This window comes from Rhodococcus sp. IEGM 27 (genome assembly GCF_033142305.1).
Taxonomy (GTDB): Bacteria; Actinomycetota; Actinomycetes; order Mycobacteriales; family Mycobacteriaceae; genus Rhodococcus_F; species Rhodococcus_F oxybenzonivorans.
Genome location: NZ_JAWLSG010000005.1, coordinates 319,484 through 337,623, shown reverse-complemented (window position 1 = coordinate 337,623; position 18,140 = coordinate 319,484). Strand labels below are relative to the sequence as shown.

The window sequence follows — 18,140 nt, the reverse complement described above, 5'->3', positions numbered from 1 at the left end:
GCCGGGTCAGAGGTGCGAAGTGTCGTTGACCAGGCGTACCGACGAGCCGCCGTCGGGGTAGAACTCGGCGATACTCAGCGACGCCAGATCCAGGTGCAGTTTGTACAGCAGCGACGGTCCGGCGGCGAGCGCCAACTGGAGAAGCGTCTTGATGGGGGTGACGTGGGTGACCACGAGGATGGTCGAGCCAGCGTAGGAGGAGGTCAGGTCTTCCCGCACCCGCTCGATCCGCTCGCGCACCTCGTCGAAACTCTCCCCGGACGGCGGACGCACAGAGGTGTCCGACAGCCAGCTGCGGTGAAGTTCGGGGTCGCGGGCCGCGGCCTCCGCGAACGTCAACCCCTCCCACTTCCCGAAGTCGGTTTCGGTGAGACCCTCGTGCACGGTGACGGGAAGCCCGAGCGCTTCGGCAGCCGCGGCCGCCGTCTGCTGCGCGCGCCCCAGCGGGGAAGAGACGACCGCCGCGATTCCGCCGCGGCCGGCGAGACGTTTGGCGGCGCCCCCCGCCTGCGCCTGCCCCAGTTCGGTGAGTGACGGGTTGCCGCGCCCGGAGTAGCGGCGGTCGACGGACAACGCCGTCTGCCCATGCCGCAATAGCAACATTCGGGTGGGTGCACCGTGTGCGTCCATCCAGCCCGGCGCGGCAGGGCTGGATTGCGCCGGCGCCGGGGAGGGTGTCGCCGAGGAAAGCGTGGGAGACGGCACGCCCTCGGCCGCATCCATCGCCTCGTTCGCGAGGCGGTCGGCATGCGCGTTCTCCGCCCGCGGAATCCACGTGTACGTCACCTGCTGGAACTGTCCGGCAAGGTCGGCGGCGCGTCGCTGCAACGGAATCATGTCGGGATGCTTGACCTTCCAGCGCCCGGACATCTGCTCGACCACCAGTTTCGAATCCATCCGCACCTCGACCGCGGAGGCACCGAGTTCGGCCGCCGCTCCGAGACCGGCGATCAGTCCCCGGTATTCGGCGACGTTGTTGGTGGCGACACCGAGGCTTTCCTTCCGCTCCGCCAGAACGGTGCCGTGTGCCGAATCGAACACGACGGCGCCGTAGCCGGCCGGCCCGGGGTTGCCCCGCGACCCGCCGTCGGCCTCGACGACCACCCGCCCAACACTCACAGACCGGACTCCTTGGTACGCACCAGGATTGCCCCACATTCCGGGCACCGCACCACGACCTCCGGTGCGGTGGCGGTGATGCGCGAGATTTCGCCGCGGTCCAGTTCGATACGGCATGCGCCGCACCTCCGCGCCTGCAGCAGTGCCGCGCCGACACTGTTCTGCTTACGCTGCTTCTCGTAGATCGCGATCAGGTCCGCGGGGAGGTACTCCGCCAGTGTGGCTCGGTCCGCTGTGCACCGCTGCTCCGCGGAATCGAGGTCGGCCACCGCATCGTCGCGGCGGCGGCGTGCGTCGATCAGTTCGTCCTCGATCTGCGAGAGCTGGGCACCGGCATGGTCGTGATCGGACTGTGACGCTTCACGCCGTTCCATCACTTCGAGCAGTTCGTCTTCGAGGAGACCCTGCCGTCGGACCAGGCTGCCGAGTTCGTGTTCGAGTTCGGTGAGCTGCTTCGACCCCACCGAGCCGCTCTGGAGCAGCGCGCGGTCGCGATCCTCCCGCTTGCGCACCGCGTCGACCTCGCCCTCTAGTTTGCGAATGTCGCGGTCGAGGTCGTCCAGGATGATCTCCACGGCCACCGCCGCATCCTTGCGGGTGAGTCGTTCGGCCTCGAGTCGCTCGACTTCCTGCTGTTCCGGGAGCGCGGTGCGGCGGTAGGCGATCCTCGAGAGCTCCGCATCGACGCCGGCGAGGTCGAGGAGCTTGGACTGGACCTGTGGTTCGACGTTCACGCGTGGTAACTCCTGCTGTCTTCTGTGAAGGGTTCTTCTCTGGAGATGTGTAGGCCAACCGTACCCCGGCCGTGGGCGTCGATCGGCGCTACCGCGAGCAGTCCGATGTCGCGCCGACCGACCATGGATCGGTCCGTACCTGCGACACCCGCGCCTGCCATCCGGGCCTGTCACCGAAGGCGTTGTCCAGTACGCCCTTCGCCTGCGCGCACCAGGGCTGCTCACTGGCCCAATGGGCGACGTCGATCAGCGCGGGACCGCCGGCGCGCAGGTGCTCGTCGGCGGGGTGGTGACGCAGGTCCGCGGTCACATATGCGTCGACGCCCAACCGGGAGACGGCGTCCAGGAAGGAGTCGCCCGATCCCCCGCACACAGCGACCGTGCGTACCGTCGCGTCCGGGTCGCCGGCCGCCCGCACTCCCCACGACGTAGCGGGAAGCGCGTCGGCGACCTGCTGGGTGAAGGTCTTCAGCGACACCGGTTCGGGTAGTTCCCCTACCCGGCCCAGTCCGCGGGGGCTGGGAAACGTGGCGGTCTCGAAGACGTCGAATGCGACCTCCTCGTAGGGGTGCGCGGCCCGCAGAGCCGCGAGCACTCCGGCTCTGATCCGCCGCGGCGCGATCACCTCGATCCGGCTCTCCTCGACGAGTTCGAGCTCCCCGACCGAGCCGAGGGCGGGTTGCGCGCCTTCCGTCGCAAGGAACTGTCCCTGCCCGGTGACCGACCAGCTGCAGTCTCGGTAGTTGCCGATGTGGCCTGCGCCCGCGTCGAACATCGCACGGCGGACCTTCGTGGCATCGTCGACCGGCACCGGCACCACCCATTTGTCGAGTGGCTCGGTGGGCTGCGGCTCGATCGGCCCGGTGACGTTCAGGCCCAGCGCCTCCGCCAGTGCGTCGGACACGCCGGGGTCTGCGGAATCCGCGTTGGTGTGCGCGGTGAAAAGGGCGCAGCCCGCTTTGATCAGCCGGTGGATCAACGCGCCTTTGGGCGTGTGCGCGCCGACGGTGTCGACGCCGCGCAGCAGCAACGGGTGGTGGACGAGGAGGAGGTCGGCGCCTGCGTCGACGGCCTCTGCGACCACCGCAGCCGTCGGGTCCACCGCAATCATCACCGTGGTGACGGAGTCCTCGGGGTCGCCGCAGACCAGGCCGACGGAGTCCCACGACTCCGCGAGGGCCGGAGGATAGGCGTCGTTCAGGACCGCGATGATGTCGCCGAGACGAACAGGATTCACAGGATCTCCTTCATCGCGTCGATCAGTACGTCGGTCTGCTCGCTGGGCCGCACGGCCACCCGCAGGAAGTTCGCATCCAGGCCTGGGAACGTGTCACACCGCCGGACGGCAATGCCCCGCTCCCGGAGGTGCTTGCGCATCAGTTCGCCGTCCGGGAATCGCAGCAGCAGGAAAGGAGCAGATGCGGGCTGGTGCACTGCCACACCGAGGTCGTGCAGTCGCCGGATCATGTCGTCCCGCCAGGAGCCCAGGAGCACGGCACGGTCTCGGGCGGCGGCGACGGCGGCGGCACTACTGCAGGCCGCGATCGCCTCCACCTGCAGGCTTCCCAGCGGCCAGTGAGCCCTGCCTACCTGCAGTCGCTGGAGAAGCTCGGGCGATCCGAGGACGTACCCGCAGCGCAGTCCCGCAAGCGCCCAGGTCTTGGTGAGGCTGCGCAACACCAGGACGTCGGGCAGCGACAGACCGGCCAGCGATTCCACTTCACCGGGCACCGCGTCGGCGAACGCCTCGTCGACAACCAGAATCCGGTCGGGACGGCGCAACCGGAGAATGTCCTCGGCGGGGTGCAGCACCGACGTGGGATTGGTCGGATTTCCGACCACGACGAGGTCCGCCGAGTCGGGCACCGGCGCGTGCTCGAGTCGGTACGGATCCTCGAGCAGTACCCGGGTGACAGGGACCCCGGCCTCCCGCAGTGCCCATTCGGGCTCCGTGAACGACGGATGAAACAGTGCTGCCTGCCGCACACCGAGCCGGGGCAGCAACGAGAATCCCTCGGCCCCACCCGCGAGGAGCAACACCTCGTCCGGTGACCGTCCGTGCCGCTCGGCGACCGCGGTGCGGGCAGCGAGGTCGGCGGCCACCGTCGGGTACGTGCCCAGACTCCCGAGCGCGTCGGCGAGGCGGCGGCGCAACCATTCCGGTGGGCCGTCGCCTTGCACGTTCACTGCGAAATCGAGCAGACCTGGCCCCGCTTCCACATCTCCGTGATGACGCAGGCTCTCCCGGCTACCGGCACGAATGTCCACAGCTGTCGAGCCTAAGGGACAATGGTCCGGTGACTTCGCTCTCCACCGCCCAGTCGACCCTGTCCGCCCCCTCGGCCCTGTCTGCGCCGATCGTGCTGTTCGACCTCGACGGCACGCTCACCGACTCGGCTCCCGGTATCCACGGCGGTTTCCGCCACGCGCTCGCCACCATCGGGCAGCCGGAACCGACCCACGAGATGCTCGACAACGTGATCGGGCCGCCGATGATCGACACCTTCCGTTCACTGGGCCTCGACGAGGCCGATGTCCAGCGCGCACTGGCGGCGTACTTCGACCGCTACGACAGTGTGGGGTGGGCGGAGAACTCTGTATTCGACGGCATCGCGGACGTGCTGGCCGGCGCCCGCGACAGCGGCAGGAGGCTCGCCGTCGCCACGTCGAAATCCGAGCGGTTCGCCGTCCGCATCCTGGAGCATTTCGAGTTGGCCCACTATTTCGAATTTATCGGCGGCGCCAGCAACGACGGGCAGCGCCGCGCGAAGGCAGACGTGATCGCGCATTCTCTGCAGGCCCTGGGTGTCTCCGCCACCGAGGGTGCGACGTCCGATGTGCTGATGATCGGCGACCGCGACCACGACGTGCTCGGTGCGGCGCGGTGGGGTATTCCCGCGGTCTTCGTCGAGTGGGGGTACGGTTCGCCGGCCGAGGCGTCGGGTGCGCACCGTTCGGCGCGCACGGTGACCGAGCTCGGGAAGATGCTCGATGGCGCAGCCTGACCCGCGGTTGCACGTCACCTTCGTGTGCACCGGCAACATCTGCCGCTCCCCCATGGCCGAGAAGATTTTCGGCGAACACCTCAGACGTGCAGACCTGGACCACCGGGTGAGGGTGAGCAGCGCCGGCACGCACGGGTGGCACGTCGGCCGGGAGGCGGACCTCCGGACCAACGAGATCCTGAAGCTGAACGGTTACCCCACCGGCCACACCGCTGCCGAGGTCGGGCCGTACCACCTCGGCGCCGACCTCGTCGTCGCCCTGGCGGCCAATCATGATCGTGAACTCGCTCACCTCGGCGTACCCAAGGAGCGTCGCCGGCTGCTGCGCAGCTTCGACCCGGACGCCGACTCCTCGTCCGTCCCCGATCCGTTCTACGGCGGTCTCGAGGACTTCGAACGGGTGCGCCGCCAGATCGAGGCCGCGGTGCCCGGACTGCTCGAGTGGGTACGCGGTCGCTGACCCGCGATCAGGGATCTCACCTGCGAGCGGCTACCGTGGAAGGGTGCGAAGGCTGAGATTTCTGTTGCGACCCGGCTGGTTGGTGTTGGCCGTGGTGGTCGCCGGATTCGCATTCATGTGCTTCTACGTACTGGCGCCATGGCAGCTCGGCAAGAACACCTCGACGGAACACCGCAACCAGCTGATCGCCGAATCGGTGGAGGCCGAGCCGGTGTCCCTGGAGAGCCTGATCCCGGGGTCGGCGCCGAATCCGGACGACGAGTGGCGCCGCGTCACCGCCACCGGCTCGTACGTGCAGAACAGCGACATCCTCGTCCGGTTGCGGTCCATCGGGTCGGAGCCCGCGTATGAGGTACTGACACCCCTGCAGCTCACGGACGGCCGGGCCATTCTCGTCAATCGCGGATACGTGAGACCGGTCAAGGGAACCGAAGCGCCCCCCGTCGGACCGCCCCCCGCAGGACAGGTCACGCTCGACGGGCGCATCCGCAATTCGGAGGGCACCGTCGCCGGGAAGGACCCGATCACGGAGAACGGGCTGCGGCAGGTCTACTTCATCGACGCCGGTCAGATCGGCGACTTCATCGGCATCGACCTTCTCGACGCCTACGTGCAGCTGGAACCGGATCAACCCGGAGGACTGGGCACCATTCCGCTCCCTCAACTCGACGCCGGCCCCTACCTGTCCTACGGACTGCAGTGGCTGGCGTTCGGGATCATGGCTCCCCTGGGATTGGCGTACTTCGTCCGCGCGGAACTGCGGGAACGTCGCAAGGAGAAGGCCGCCGCAGGCGGCACGTCCCCGGCTTCCGCCCCCGTTCCCGCCGCGAAGAAGACGCCGTTCACGCGGGCCAAGCCCGCCGGCTCAGCCCCGCGGACGGCGGCCGAAGCGAAGATGGCCGACCGCTACGGCAAGAGCCGCTGAGACACACGCCGCACCGCACTGGACAGCGGTCGACAGCCGCACCGCACGGCGCAGGTCGATAGGCGTGGGCATTCGGCCACTCCCCAGCTGCGGGCGCATCTCGACTCCGTGCGCATACTGGGTCCGGCCGCCGAGGGAAATCTCGAGAGCACCCGCGGTCGCGGCTTCCACGACGCCCGCGTTGGGGCTGGGATGCCCCGCCGCATCCCGGCGCCATGCCGTCCAGGCCTGCCTCGGCGAACCATCCACTGCCGGGGCTAGCGCCACGGTGAGAGCGCCCGTCAGCCGGGCAGGCAGAAGGTTCAGAACGTCGTCGCCGCGCGCCGCGGCCCACCCGAAATTGCGGTATCTCGGCGAGCGGTACCCGACCATCGCGTCCAGTGTGTTGAACGCCCGGTAGACGAACAGGCCTGGGATGCCTGCCAGCGCACCCCAGAAAAGTGGTCCCACTGCCGCGTCGGACGTGTTCTCCGCCACCGACTCGAGCGTCGCCCGCGTGATTCCCCGGGCGTCGAGCACGCTGGGATCCCGGCCGCACAGCGACGGCAACAGTGCACGGGCATCGGTGAGGTCCTCACCCGCGAGGTGTTCGGCCATCGCCGCGCCGGTGCGGCCGAGGGACGTTCCGCCGAGCACGGCCCACGTCGCGATCGCGGTCCCGCCTGCCTCGCCTGCCCAGCCTCCCTGCCGCGCAGCCCGCGCGGTGACCACCCCCACTGCTCCGACGACGCCCACGAGCACCGCTGCATGCAGGGCGCCCGACAGCCGCGAGTCGCGGTAGTTAGCTTTCTCGCATGCTGCTGCCGCCCTGCCGAATCCGGACACCGGATGCCACCGGGCCGGGTCGGCCAGCAGTCGGTCGGCGCCGAAGCCGAGCAGCAGGCCTACTGCACGCGCGGTGCCGGGGCGGGAGGTTGGATACACGCCGCTATTTGTATCAACTAACGTTGCAGGGGAGTGAAGGAGCGTCCATGAGTGCCGTGATCGACGAGTATCTGGCCGGGAAAGATCCGGACGCCACGGAGCGTCTTCTGCAGTTCCGGGACCTGGTGCTGGCGTGCGGTGAGGTGGACGAGCGAGTTCACCGGACCGAGATCGCGTGGGCGCGCACCCGCGTCTTCGCCGCCGCGTTCATCTACTCGTCCCGACTCGAGATCGCCCTCGACCTTCGTCGACGCGTGCACCACCCGCAGCTGCGCGACGCTTTCCCCACCACCAAAACGGTGATCACGCATCGGCTCACGATCACCGCCGACGGCCAGCTCGACGACACCCTCGCCGCGCTTCTGACCGAGGCCTACGAGACGGTCGGCCCGGGCACCCGCGCGCGGTAGCCGATGCGCGCGGTTGCCCGCGACGCATCCGCGCACCGATTGGTCGGATGCTGAGAAATTGGCCGGCGAGTCGCGCGAATCGGTGCGCGAATGCGGACAAGACGAAAACGGTGGGCGCGGAGGGTTTCGAACCCCCGACCGCTGGTGTGTAAAACCAGAGCTCTACCACTGAGCTACACGCCCGAACATCCGGCGAGAGGCTCGCCGGATGTGCATCAGGACTCTAGCGTGGCGAGCGCTTTCTCCCAAGCTCCCTGGTCACGGGCTTCTCCGGGGCCGTTCATTTCGGCGAACCGAATGATGCCTTCCTTGTCGATCACGAAGGTGCCGCGGTTGGCGAAGCCCAGCTTCTCGTTGAAGACGCCGTATGCCTGTGCGACCTCGCCGTGTGGCCAGAAGTCGGCGAGCAGCGGGAAGGTGTACCCCTGTTCGGCGGACCAGATCTTGTGCGTGGGCGAGGCACCGACCGACAGTGCGAGAATGGCGGTGTCGTCGTTCTCGAACTTCGGCAGCTCGTCGCGCACTTTGCAGAGCTCGCCCTGGCAGGTGCCGGTGAAGGCGAGGGGGTAGAACACCAGCAGGACGTTCTTCTTCCCGCGGTAGTCGGACAGCGTCACCTGCTGGTTGTTCTGGTCCTTGAGGGTGAAATCGGGGGCGGTGGTGCCCACCTCGAGCGGCATGAGGTGATCCTTCGATGTGTGATGAACGTTCCGGCGGGTCAGCGTTTGCTCACGGGGCGTGACTTCGGCTGCACCAGGCGGCTTCCGGACCAGTCTCCGAGGTTGGCCGCGGATGTCTGGGTCAACCCGGCCGTGGGGGCTGATTCTGCGATCTCGCTGGGTTCCACATGACCGGGCTGGCCGGTCTTCGGAGTGAGGACCCACACGAACCCGTCGTCGGCCAGCGGGCCGATCGCGTCCATGAGGGCGTCGACGAGGTCGCCGTCTTCGTCGCGCCACCACAGCAGCACGACGTCGATCACCTCGTCCGAGTCCTCGTCGAGCATGTCTCCACCGATGGTGTCCTCGACCGCGGCACGCAGGTCGTCGTCGGTGTCCTCGTCCCAGCCCAGTTCTTGTACTGCCATGTCAGCAGTGATCCCGAGTTTCTGAGCGTAGTTCTGGGCGTCCGCCGCGGCGACCACGGTGGGGTCCTCCTTTTGTTGACGGTGCTCGGGTACCCGAACACCGGCCGAATGAAGATCAATTAGGTGAAAGCGAACATGCTCGGACGCTTTCGCGCAAGCCGACCACGCGAAAATTGTGGAGAAAGTGCCGCGTGGTCATCGACCGAGCCTACGGTGCGGAGCTCAGGAAGTGGGGCAGGCTGCCCGAATCGAGTCGCGGAGTTCGTCCCCACGACCCGCGAGCGTGTTCAGATAGTCGCCTCGCTCGCCGCTCTCGACCGCGGAGGCGAGGTCGCGATACGTGGCCGCGTAGTCGACGAAGAGACCCGCCAGATCCGGAGGCAGTGCCGGGCCCGCCTCCTCGGCCCGGTCCGCCGCGGAACGCAGAGCCCCTACGGCCTGAGCGGCTTTCGCGCCGGCGTCCGCGGCGTCGGTGTTGGCCGCGTCGATGAAGGCGTTGTACGAGTCGATGGTGTCGCCGGCGCGGGTGAGGAACAGCGCGCATTCCGCCTCCAGCGCGGCGAGTTCGTCCGCGGCCTTCTGGGAGGACGACGCTGCCGCCATCGACGACGTGACTTCCGCGGCGTACTCGGCCGCCTGCGCTCGGTTCTCTTGTGGGTGACCCTCGACCGGGGCGGAGCAACCCACGACCAGGGCCAGTCCGATCACCGCGGCGGCAGCGCCGAGCAGGGCTGCTCTTTCGGTTCCGGCGCGCATTCGGCTCCCCTGTTCCACGACGACCCCCCACAAGTGAACCGTCAGGCCCCGTAACTGCGCAAACGCTACCGGAGAGTAACCCGAGCGGAGTGTGCCGACTGCGTCGCGATGGGGAAAGATGGGGCTTGCGCCATATTTCATAAAGGAGATGGGTCGGACCTAACAAGGTCCCGATCACATGGAGAGGACGCCACACCGCGCGTCCCACCACAATGAGGAGCAACGTTGTCAGACCTGATCCAGGGACCCGCGTCTCAACCGGATTCCGCCACACCCGGCGCCGGAGCGGCCCAACCTTCCCCCAGTGCGACCCCGGGCTCCGACGGCCGCGTTCGCGTCATCCGTGAGGGTGTCGCGTCGTATCTGCCCGACATCGACCCGGACGAAACCACTGAGTGGCTGGAATCGTTCGACGGACTGCTCGATCGGTCCGGACCGACCCGCGCGCGATACCTGATGCTGCGCATGCTCGAACGCGCCGGCGAGAAGCACGTCGCTCTTCCCGCGCTGACATCCACCGACTACGTCAACACCATCCCCACCGAGAACGAGCCCTGGTTCCCCGGTGACGAGGAAGTCGAGCGGCGCTACCGCGCCTTCATCCGCTGGAACGCGGCGATCATGGTGACGCGTGCGCAGCGTCCCGGCGTCGGCGTCGGCGGACACATCTCCACGTACGCGTCCTCGGCGGCCCTGTACGAGGTGGGCTTCAACCATTTCTTCCGCGGCAAGGACCACCCGGGTGGTGGCGACCAGATCTTCATCCAGGGTCACGCCTCCCCCGGCATCTATGCCCGCGCGTTCCTCGAGGGCCGTATTCCGGCCGAGCAGATGGACGGATTCCGCCAGGAGGCCTCCCACGCCGACGAGGGTGGCGGCCTGCCGTCGTACCCGCACCCGCGGCTGCTGCCCGACTTCTGGGAATTCCCGACCGTGTCCATGGGTCTCGGCCCGATGAACGCCATCTACCAGGCACGGTTCAACCACTACCTGCACGACCGCGGCATCAAGGACACCTCCGATCAGCACGTGTGGGCGTTCCTCGGCGACGGCGAGATGGACGAGCCGGAATCGCGTGGCCTCGCCCACGTGGCCGCAACCGAAGGTCTCGACAACCTGACGTTCGTGGTGAACTGCAACCTGCAGCGCCTCGACGGCCCCGTCCGCGGTAACGGCAAGATCATCCAGGAACTCGAATCGTTCTTCCGCGGTGCCGGCTGGAATGTCATCAAGGTCGTGTGGGGACGCGAGTGGGATGCGCTCCTGCATGCGGACCGCGACGGCGCCCTGGTCAATCTCATGAACGTCACCCCGGACGGTGACTACCAGACGTACAAGGCCAACGACGGCGGCTACGTGCGTGAGCACTTCTTCGGCCGCGATCCGCGGACCAAGGAACTCGTCGCGAACCTGTCCGATCAGGACATCTGGAACCTCAAGCGTGGTGGTCACGACTACCGCAAGATCTACGCTGCCTACGCTGCCGCGATGGCACACAAGGGCCAGCCGACGGTGATCCTCGCGCACACCATCAAGGGTTACACCCTCGGTAAGCACTTCGAGGGCCGCAACGCGACCCACCAGATGAAGAAGCTCACGCTCGACGACCTGAAGAACTTCCGCGACTTGCAGCGCATCCCGATCTCGGACGAGGAGCTCGAGCGAGATCCCAAGATGCCGCCGTACTACCACCCCGGCAAGGACGCACCCGAGATCCAGTACATGCTCGACCGTCGCCGCGCGCTGGGCGGGTTCCTCCCCGAACGTCGCTCCAACGTCGCCCCGTTGCCGATGCCGCCCGACAAGACCTACGACGTCGTACGCAAGGGCTCCGGCAAGCAGCAGGTCGCGACCACGATGGCACTGGTCCGCATCATGAAGGAACTGTTGCGGGACAAGGAGATCGGCAAGCGCATCGTGCCGATCATTCCCGACGAGGCGCGCACGTTCGGTATGGACTCGTGGTTCCCGTCCCTGAAGATCTACAACCGCAACGGCCAGCTGTACACGGCCGTGGACGCCGAACTGATGCTCGCCTACAAGGAGAGCGAGATCGGGCAGATCCTGCACGAGGGCATCAACGAGGCGGGGTCGACCGCGTCGTTCACGGCAGTCGGCACCTCGTACGCCACGCATGGCGAGCCGATGATCCCGCTGTACATCTTCTACTCGATGTTCGGTTTCCAGCGCACCGGCGACGGACTCTGGGCAGCAGCCGATCAGATGGCGCGCGGATTCGTCCTCGGCGCCACCGCCGGCCGGACCACGCTGACCGGTGAGGGACTACAGCACGCGGACGGGCACTCGCTGCTGCTGGCGTCGACCAACCCGGCGGCCGTCGCCTACGACCCGGCGTTCTCCTATGAGATCGCGCACATCATCAAGGACGGTTTGCGCCGCATGTACGGCGGCACCGAGGGTGTCGACGGTTTCGGTGGCGAGAACATCTTCTACTACATCACCCTGTACAACGAGCCGTACTCGCAGCCGGCCGAGCCGGAGAACCTGGACGTCGAGGGCCTGCTCAAGGGCATGTACCTGTTCAAGAAGTCGGAAGGTTCCGGCCCGAAGGCCCAGATCCTGGTCTCCGGCGTCGGGATGCCCGAGGCTCTGCGCGCGCAGGACCTCCTCGCCGACGACTGGGGTGTGGCCGCCGACGTGTGGTCGGTGACGTCGTGGGGCGAGCTGCGCCGCGACGGCGTCGAGTGTGAGAAGCAGGCACTGCGCGACCCGGGCAACGATGCACCACTGCCCTATGTCACGCAGGCACTCTCCGATGCGGCCGGCCCGTTCGTCGCCGCCTCGGACTGGATGCGCGCCGTCCCGGACCAGATCCGTCAGTGGGTCCCCGGCTCGTACACCACCCTGGGCACCGACGGGTTCGGCTTCTCCGACACCCGTCCGGCCGCGCGTCGATTCTTCAACGTCGACGCCGAATCGATCGTCGTCGCCGTCCTCAGCGCGCTCGCCGGGGAAGGAGCGGTCGACCGGTCGAAGGCCGTCGAGGCTGCGTCGAGGTACCGCATCGACGAGGTCGGCGCCGCGGAGGTGTCCTACACCGACACCGGAAGCGCGTAACCCACAGATAGTTCCTCGACTCACTGCCGCCCGGGTGTCCGTCGGACATCTCGGGCGGCGGTGAGCGTAGGTTCTTGACCATGGTCGAGCAGAGTCCGATGGTCTCCCGCAGACGACAGCCCAGAGATCCGTTGCCCGATGCTCTCCTGCGCCGCGTCAAGCAGTTTTCCGGCCGCCTCTCCACCGAGGCCGTCACCACCATGCAGGATCAACTGCCCTTCTTCGACGACCTCGATGCCGCTCAACGCTCCAACGTGCAACTGCTCGTGCAGACGGCGGTCGTCAACTTTCTGGAGTGGCTCAAGGACCCGGACAGCGATATCCGCTTCAGCCTCGACGCTTTCCAGGTCATCCCCCAGGACCTGGCCCGCCGACTCACTCTCCGGCAAACGGTCGACATGGTCCGGGTGGCCATGGAGTTCTTCGAGCAGTGGCTTCCCGCCCTCGCCCGCAACGACCAGCAGTTGATCGCACTGACCGAGGCCGTGCTCCGGTACGGACGCGAGCTCGGCTTCGCGGCCGCCTCCGTCTACGCGAGTGCCGCGGAATCCCGCGGCGCCTGGGACACCCGGCTCGAGGCACTCGTCGTCGATGCCGTCGTCCGGGGCGACACCGGGTCCGACATGCTGTCGCGGGCGGCCACCCTCAACTGGGACGCCACCGCGCCCGCCACCGTGATCGTGGGCACACCGCCGGAGGACGAGCGCGTGTCCGTGGTCGGGACGGTGCACACCATCGCGCAGAAACACGGCCGTGCAGCGCTGGCCGTGGTGCAGGGCTCCCGCCTGGTGATGGTGGTCAGCGGTGAACTACAGGAGGGGTCGGGGCACTCGAGTTTCATGTCGGATCTGCTCGGCAAGTTCTCGGAAGAGCCGGTGATCATCGGTCCGACCACCCCGACGCTCGGCGCAGCCCACTTCAGTGCCGTCGAGGCGCTGGCCGCGATGCAGGCGGTAGCAGGCTGGCGAGGCGCCCCCCGGCCGGTCCACGCCGCCGAACTTCTCCCCGAACGCGCGCTCCTCGGCGACAACGCGGCGGTCACTGCCCTCAACGAACATCTCGTAGCTCCGCTGGCGGCCGCGGGCGGGGTCCTGACGGACACGTTGGACGCCTATCTCGACTGTGGAGGTGCGGTTGAGACTTGTGCACGGCAGCTGTTTGTTCATCCAAATACTGTGCGGTATCGACTCAAGCGAATCGCCGAAGTCACGGGCCGAGATCCGACGAATCCGAGGGATGCGTACGTGCTTCGGGTGGCCGCCACAGTCGGTCGTTTGACACGTTCCCATAACGAACCCATCACACGTTTAACACCAGTCACAGGCTTCCCATTCGGAGAACCAGGGCTGTAACGAACGGTTGTCCAATTTCGATGCGAGGGGCCCACGTGCAATTTTGTAGGAACCCAACAAATCCGCTGACAAAGGTTCATCCGCAACGACATCTCGCAGTACGTACCTGACGGTGTTCTCTTGAAGAGTGATTTCGTTGCTCGCCCCGGGTCAGGGCTCTCAGACACCCGGCATGCTCATCCCTTGGTTGGAGCTGCCGGGTTCTCATGACCGTGTCGCACTGTGGTCGAAGGCTTCCGGCCTCGATCTGGTCCGGCTCGGCACCACAGCGACGGCAGAGGAGATCACCGACACGTCGGTGACTCAGCCTCTCGTCGTGGCCGCCGCCTTGCTCGCTTTCGAGGAGCTCGACACCCGCGGTGTGATCCCCGCCGACGCCATCGCGGCCGGGCACTCGGTCGGGGAACTCGCCGCGGCGGCTATCGCCGGTGTGCTCTCCACAGATGATGCTGTCGCCCTCGCCGCGATCCGCGGCGCGGAGATGGCCAAGGCCTGCGCCCTCGAACCGACCGGAATGTCCGCCGTCCTCGGCGGCGACGAAACCGTGGTCCTCGCCCGCCTCGAAGAGCTGGGCCTCGAGCCGGCCAACCGAAACGCTGCCGGCCAGATCGTGGCAGCGGGTCTGCTCTCCGCGCTCGAAGAGCTCGCCGCCAACCCACCGGAGAAGGCACGGGTGCGCGCACTCCCCGTCGCCGGCGCCTTCCACACCCGGTTCATGGCACCCGCCCAGGAAGCCGTCACCGAAGCGGCGTCCAAGATCAAGCCCGACGAACCCACTCGCACACTGCTCTCCAACGCCGACGGCGCACCGGTCGCATCTGGAGCCGACGCACTGACTAAGCTGGCTGCGCAGGTGACCCGACCTGTGCGTTGGGACCTGTGCACCGCGAGTCTGCGGACCGCTCAGGTCTCCGCGATCGCGGAACTTCCACCAGCTGGAACCCTGGTCGGCATCGCCAAGCGTGAAATGCGCGGTACGCCGACTCTGGCACTCAAGACCCCGGGGGATATCTCCGCGCTGGCCGAACTCACACAAGTCGGCTAGTTTGCTGCGCGCACCTCAGGTGCGTGCAGGGCCCGCGGGCGCGGCCGATGGGGACGCGTCCGCACAACTCCAGATACATCTACACCGAATCAGAAGGGAGCCACTCAGTGGCCGCCACCCAGGAAGACATCATCGCCGGACTCGCGGAGATCATCGAGGAGGTCACCGGCATTGAACCCTCCGAGGTGACCATCGAAAAGTCCTTCGTCGACGACCTCGACATCGACTCCCTCTCCATGGTTGAGATCGCCGTTCAGACCGAAGACAAGTACGGCGTGAAGATCCCCGACGAGGATCTCGCAGGCCTGCGCACCGTCGGTGACGCCGTGTCCTACATCCAGAAGCTCGAAGCCGAAGGCGGCGCCGAGGCTGACGCCGTGAAGGCCAAGCTCGAAGCAGCCAAGAACGACGAGGAGTGAGCTCAACCGTGACTTCCGCCTCGACCAACGGGAAACAGTTCCCCAACATCGTCGTCACGAGCCTCGCGGCCACGACGTCGATCGCTGGTGATGTGGATGCCACGTGGAAGGGCCTGCTGGCCGGCGAGAGCGGCATCGACACCATCCAGGAGCCCTTCGTCGCCGAGAACGACCTTCCGGTGACGATCGGTGGCAAGCTCAAGGTGTCGCCCGACGAGTCGCTGTCCCGGGTCGAGATTCGCCGGATGAGTTTCGTCGAGCGGCTGGCGCTCGTCCTGGGCCGTCAGGTCTGGGAGAACGCCGGCAGCCCGGAGGTCGACAAGGACCGACTCGGAGTCGTCATCGGCACCGGATTGGGCGGCGGCGAGGCTCTCATCGACGCAGTCGAGAAGATGAAGGCCGGCGGCTATCGCAAGGTGTCGCCGTTCGCGGTGCAGATGGTGATGCCCAACGGTCCGTCGGCCACCGTCGGACTCGAACTCGGGGCCCGCGCCGGGGTCATCACACCCGTCTCGGCCTGCTCTTCGGGCTCCGAGGCCATCGCCCATGCGTACCGCATGCTGGTGATGGGTGACGCCGACATCATCGTCGCCGGTGGTGTGGAGGGTTACCTCGACGCCGTGCCGATCGCGAGCTTCGCGATGATGCGCGCGCTGAGCACCCGGAACGACGATCCGAAGGCGGCTTCGCGGCCGTTCGACAAGGATCGCGACGGCTTCGTCTTCGGTGAAGCCGGCGCAATGATGGTTCTCGAGACCGAGGAGCACGCCAAGGCTCGCGGTGCCACCATCCACGCCCGTCTGCTGGGCGCGGGAATCACCTCCGACGGGTTCCACATCGTCGCTCCCGATCCTTCGGGTTCGGGCGCTGCGCGGGCCATGACGAGGGCAATCGAGACTGCTGGGTTGACGAAGAAGGACATCCAGCACATCAACGCGCACGCCACGGCCACGCCGATCGGTGACACAGCAGAGGCGAACGCCATCAAGGCTGCTGTCGGCAACCATGCTGCGGTGTACGCACCGAAGTCCGCGTTGGGGCACTCGATCGGCGCCGTCGGTGCGCTCGAGGCGGTGCTCACGGTCCTGAGTCTGCGTGAGGGAGTCATTCCGCCCACGCTGAATCTCGAGAATCAGGATCCAGAAATCGATCTGGATGTCGTCAAGGGCGAAGCCCGTTACGGCGAGATCGAGTTCGCGATCAACAACTCGTTTGGTTTCGGTGGGCACAACGTCGCGCTCGCCTTCGGCCGGGTCTGACAAGCCGGTCCAGCTAGATCGCGGGTGGAGACCTCCTTCCTCAGGGGGTCTCCACCCATCGACAGCCCCTCAGGGCCGCTACAAGGAGACGCGATGACAATCTTGGCACCCGCAACGAAGTCCGATGCGTCAGTCGATCCACGCGACCCCCTTGCGCGCCTGGAAAAGCTGTTCGATGCCGGGACCGTCGTCCCCTTGCACCCGCGTGACAAGTCCGGTGTGCTGGCTGCGGCCGGCAACATCGACGGTGTCCGCACCATCGCCTACTGCTCCGATGCCACCGTCATGGGCGGTGCCATGGGGGTCGAAGGTTGTAAGCACATCGTCACGGCGATCGACACCGCCCTCGAGGAAGATGCCCCCATCGTCGGGCTCTGGCATTCGGGTGGTGCGCGCCTCGCCGAAGGCGTCGAGGCGCTGCACGCCGTCGGACTCGTCTTCGAGGCCATGGTGCGTGCCTCCGGTCGCATCCCCCAGATTTCCGTAGTCCTCGGCTTCGCCGCCGGCGGAGCCGCATACGGCCCCGCCCTCACCGACATCGTCATCATGGCGCCCGAGGCCCGCGTTTTCGTGACCGGCCCCGACGTGGTGCGCAGTGTCACCGGCGAACAGGTCGACATGGTGTCCCTCGGCGGCCCCGACACTCACACCAAGAAGTCGGGTGTGGCGCACATCGCCGCCCACGACGAGGCCGATGCCCTGCATCGGGCGCGCCGCCTCGTGTCGATGTTCTGTGAGCAAGGCGAATTCGACCAGGCCGCAGCCGAACACGGTGACACCGATCTCCGCGCCCTCATGCCGGAGTCGGCCAAGCGCGCCTACGATGTTCGCCCGATCGTGCACGAACTACTCGACAACGTCGAGGGCGAGTCGAGCTTCGAAGAGCTGCAGGGCAATTACGCGCGCAGCATCGTCACCGGGCTGGGCCGCCTCGGCGGCCGCACGGTCGGCGTCATCGCCAACAACCCGCTTCGCCTCGGCGGTTGCCTCAACTCCGAAAGTGCGGAGAAGTCGGCGCGTTTCGTGCGCCTGTGCAACGCGTTCGGGATCCCCCTCGTCGTCATCGTCGACGTCCCCGGTTACCTCCCCGGCGTCAGCATGGAATGGGAAGGCGTGGTTCGTCGCGGCGCCAAGCTGCTCCACGCCTTCGCTGAGGCCAAGGTTCCGCGGGTCACGGTGGTCACGCGCAAGATCTACGGTGGCGCCTACATCGCCATGAACTCTCGCGCGCTCGGGGCCACCGCCGTCTACGCCTGGCCCGACGCCGAGGTCGCCGTGATGGGCGCCAAGGCTGCTGTCGGCATCCTGCACAAGCGTGCGCTCGCCGCCGCTCCCGAAGAAGAGCGTGAGGCGCTGCACGAGCGTCTGGCCATCGAGCACGAGAGCATCGCCGGTGGTGTCGATCGCGCCGTTGCGATCGGCGTGGTGGACGAGGAGATCGACCCGGCCAAGACACGCAGCGTCATCACCGCCGCCCTCGCGGCCGCCCCCGCGCATCGCGGCGATCACAAGAACATCCCGCTCTGATTCGGTAGACCACACCGCGGTCGATTCGGTGTGAGTCATA

General features: G+C 67.2%; 18 protein-coding genes and 1 tRNA gene. 10 read left to right on the top strand and 9 right to left on the bottom strand.

Going from position 1 to position 18,140, the window contains the following annotated elements; all coding sequences use genetic code 11:
- Positions 1-6: 6 nt before the first annotated feature.
- From R4P95_RS19555 to cobC, 4 genes are all read right to left on the bottom strand, one after another.
- Positions 7-1,119 (bottom strand): bifunctional RNase H/acid phosphatase, encoded by a 1,113-nt coding sequence (locus R4P95_RS19555; RefSeq protein ID WP_213572491.1) that lies wholly within the window; start codon positions 1,117-1,119, stop codon positions 7-9.
- Positions 1,116-1,853, bottom strand: coding sequence for a zinc ribbon domain-containing protein (locus tag R4P95_RS19550; RefSeq protein WP_213572492.1), 738 nt, complete (start codon positions 1,851-1,853; stop codon positions 1,116-1,118). Before R4P95_RS19550 ends, R4P95_RS19555 begins: the two co-directional genes overlap by 4 nt.
- Positions 1,854-1,941: 88 nt before the next feature.
- Entirely contained in the window at positions 1,942-3,090 is a 1,149-nt protein-coding gene (locus R4P95_RS19545) for a Nif3-like dinuclear metal center hexameric protein (protein WP_317746229.1), read from the bottom strand.
- Positions 3,087-4,121, bottom strand: a complete 1,035-nt coding sequence (cobC, locus tag R4P95_RS19540) for an Rv2231c family pyridoxal phosphate-dependent protein CobC (protein ID WP_317746230.1) — start codon at positions 4,119-4,121, stop codon at positions 3,087-3,089. Before cobC ends, R4P95_RS19545 begins: the two co-directional genes overlap by 4 nt.
- Before the next feature lie 29 nt (positions 4,122-4,150).
- On the opposite strand from cobC, the gene R4P95_RS19535 reads away from it, so the two are divergent.
- From R4P95_RS19535 to R4P95_RS19525, 3 genes are read left to right on the top strand one after another with little or no spacing between them, the layout of a single operon-like run.
- Positions 4,151-4,858 (top strand): HAD-IA family hydrolase, encoded by a 708-nt coding sequence (locus tag R4P95_RS19535; RefSeq protein WP_213572495.1) that lies wholly within the window; start codon positions 4,151-4,153, stop codon positions 4,856-4,858.
- Complete coding sequence (locus tag R4P95_RS19530) at positions 4,845-5,318, top strand: low molecular weight protein-tyrosine-phosphatase (RefSeq protein WP_213572496.1); 474 nt, start codon at positions 4,845-4,847, stop codon at positions 5,316-5,318. The genes R4P95_RS19535 and R4P95_RS19530 overlap by 14 nt, the downstream gene beginning before the upstream one ends.
- A 43-nt stretch (positions 5,319-5,361) precedes the next feature.
- The gene (locus R4P95_RS19525; protein ID WP_317746231.1) at positions 5,362-6,243 is read left to right on the top strand and encodes an SURF1 family protein; all 882 of its coding nucleotides are present in this window, start codon (positions 5,362-5,364) and stop codon (positions 6,241-6,243) included.
- Here the strand turns inward: R4P95_RS19525 and R4P95_RS19520 are convergent.
- Positions 6,184-7,167 (bottom strand): cobalamin biosynthesis protein, encoded by a 984-nt coding sequence (locus tag R4P95_RS19520; RefSeq protein ID WP_317746232.1) that lies wholly within the window; start codon positions 7,165-7,167, stop codon positions 6,184-6,186. The two genes, R4P95_RS19525 and R4P95_RS19520, sit on opposite strands and share 60 nt — an antisense overlap.
- 47 nt (positions 7,168-7,214) lie before the next feature.
- Between R4P95_RS19520 and R4P95_RS19515 the strand changes: the two genes are divergently transcribed.
- The gene (locus R4P95_RS19515) at positions 7,215-7,577 is read left to right on the top strand and encodes a DUF5655 domain-containing protein (RefSeq protein WP_159921579.1); all 363 of its coding nucleotides are present in this window, start codon (positions 7,215-7,217) and stop codon (positions 7,575-7,577) included.
- Between the two features lie 111 nt (positions 7,578-7,688).
- Here R4P95_RS19515 and R4P95_RS19510 read toward each other — a convergent pair.
- From R4P95_RS19510 to R4P95_RS19495, 4 genes are all read right to left on the bottom strand, one after another.
- Positions 7,689-7,760 (bottom strand) — tRNA-Val (locus R4P95_RS19510).
- 32 nt (positions 7,761-7,792) lie between these two features.
- Entirely contained in the window at positions 7,793-8,257 is a 465-nt protein-coding gene (locus R4P95_RS19505) for a peroxiredoxin (protein ID WP_109329112.1), read from the bottom strand.
- Positions 8,258-8,295: 38 nt separating this feature from the next.
- Positions 8,296-8,721, bottom strand: coding sequence for a DUF3052 domain-containing protein (locus R4P95_RS19500; RefSeq protein WP_213572499.1), 426 nt, complete (start codon positions 8,719-8,721; stop codon positions 8,296-8,298).
- 165 nt (positions 8,722-8,886) lie between these two features.
- Positions 8,887-9,420 (bottom strand): hypothetical protein, encoded by a 534-nt coding sequence (locus R4P95_RS19495; RefSeq protein WP_213572500.1) that lies wholly within the window; start codon positions 9,418-9,420, stop codon positions 8,887-8,889.
- A 225-nt stretch (positions 9,421-9,645) separates the two neighbouring features.
- Between R4P95_RS19495 and aceE the strand changes: the two genes are divergently transcribed.
- The 6 genes from aceE (at position 9,646) to R4P95_RS19465 (ending at position 18,100) form a co-directional block, all read left to right on the top strand.
- Complete coding sequence (gene aceE / locus R4P95_RS19490; protein ID WP_109329106.1) at positions 9,646-12,498, top strand: pyruvate dehydrogenase (acetyl-transferring), homodimeric type; 2,853 nt, start codon at positions 9,646-9,648, stop codon at positions 12,496-12,498.
- An 80-nt stretch (positions 12,499-12,578) separates the two neighbouring features.
- Entirely contained in the window at positions 12,579-13,850 is a 1,272-nt protein-coding gene (locus R4P95_RS19485; protein ID WP_213572501.1) for a PucR family transcriptional regulator, read from the top strand.
- Between the two features lie 127 nt (positions 13,851-13,977).
- Positions 13,978-14,895, top strand: coding sequence for an ACP S-malonyltransferase (locus R4P95_RS19480; RefSeq protein ID WP_208961860.1), 918 nt, complete (start codon positions 13,978-13,980; stop codon positions 14,893-14,895).
- A 107-nt stretch (positions 14,896-15,002) separates the two neighbouring features.
- Positions 15,003-15,314, top strand: coding sequence for a meromycolate extension acyl carrier protein AcpM (acpM, locus tag R4P95_RS19475; protein ID WP_109329100.1), 312 nt, complete (start codon positions 15,003-15,005; stop codon positions 15,312-15,314).
- Between the two features lie 8 nt (positions 15,315-15,322).
- On the top strand, positions 15,323-16,573 hold the full coding sequence (locus tag R4P95_RS19470; protein WP_109335018.1) for a KasA/KasB family beta-ketoacyl-ACP synthase: 1,251 nt from the start codon (positions 15,323-15,325) through the stop codon (positions 16,571-16,573).
- Between the two features lie 93 nt (positions 16,574-16,666).
- Positions 16,667-18,100: an acyl-CoA carboxylase subunit beta gene (locus tag R4P95_RS19465; protein ID WP_159921571.1), complete on the top strand. Its 1,434-nt coding sequence runs from the start codon at positions 16,667-16,669 to the stop codon at positions 18,098-18,100.
- The last annotated feature ends 40 nt before the right edge of the window (positions 18,101-18,140 follow it).

Excerpts from the sequence above, each read along its gene's own strand:
- R4P95_RS19505 (WP_109329112.1), bottom strand. The coding sequence starts at position 8,257 with ATGCCGCTCGAGGTGGGCACCACCGCCCCCGATTTCACCCTCAAGGAC.
- R4P95_RS19530 (WP_213572496.1), top strand. The coding sequence starts at position 4,845 with ATGGCGCAGCCTGACCCGCGGTTGCACGTCACCTTCGTGTGCACCGGC.
- R4P95_RS19465 (WP_159921571.1), top strand. The coding sequence starts at position 16,667 with ATGACAATCTTGGCACCCGCAACGAAGTCCGATGCGTCAGTCGATCCA.
- R4P95_RS19485 (WP_213572501.1), top strand. The coding sequence starts at position 12,579 with ATGGTCGAGCAGAGTCCGATGGTCTCCCGCAGACGACAGCCCAGAGAT.
- R4P95_RS19495 (WP_213572500.1), bottom strand. The coding sequence starts at position 9,420 with ATGCGCGCCGGAACCGAAAGAGCAGCCCTGCTCGGCGCTGCCGCCGCG.
- R4P95_RS19515 (WP_159921579.1), top strand. The coding sequence starts at position 7,215 with ATGAGTGCCGTGATCGACGAGTATCTGGCCGGGAAAGATCCGGACGCC.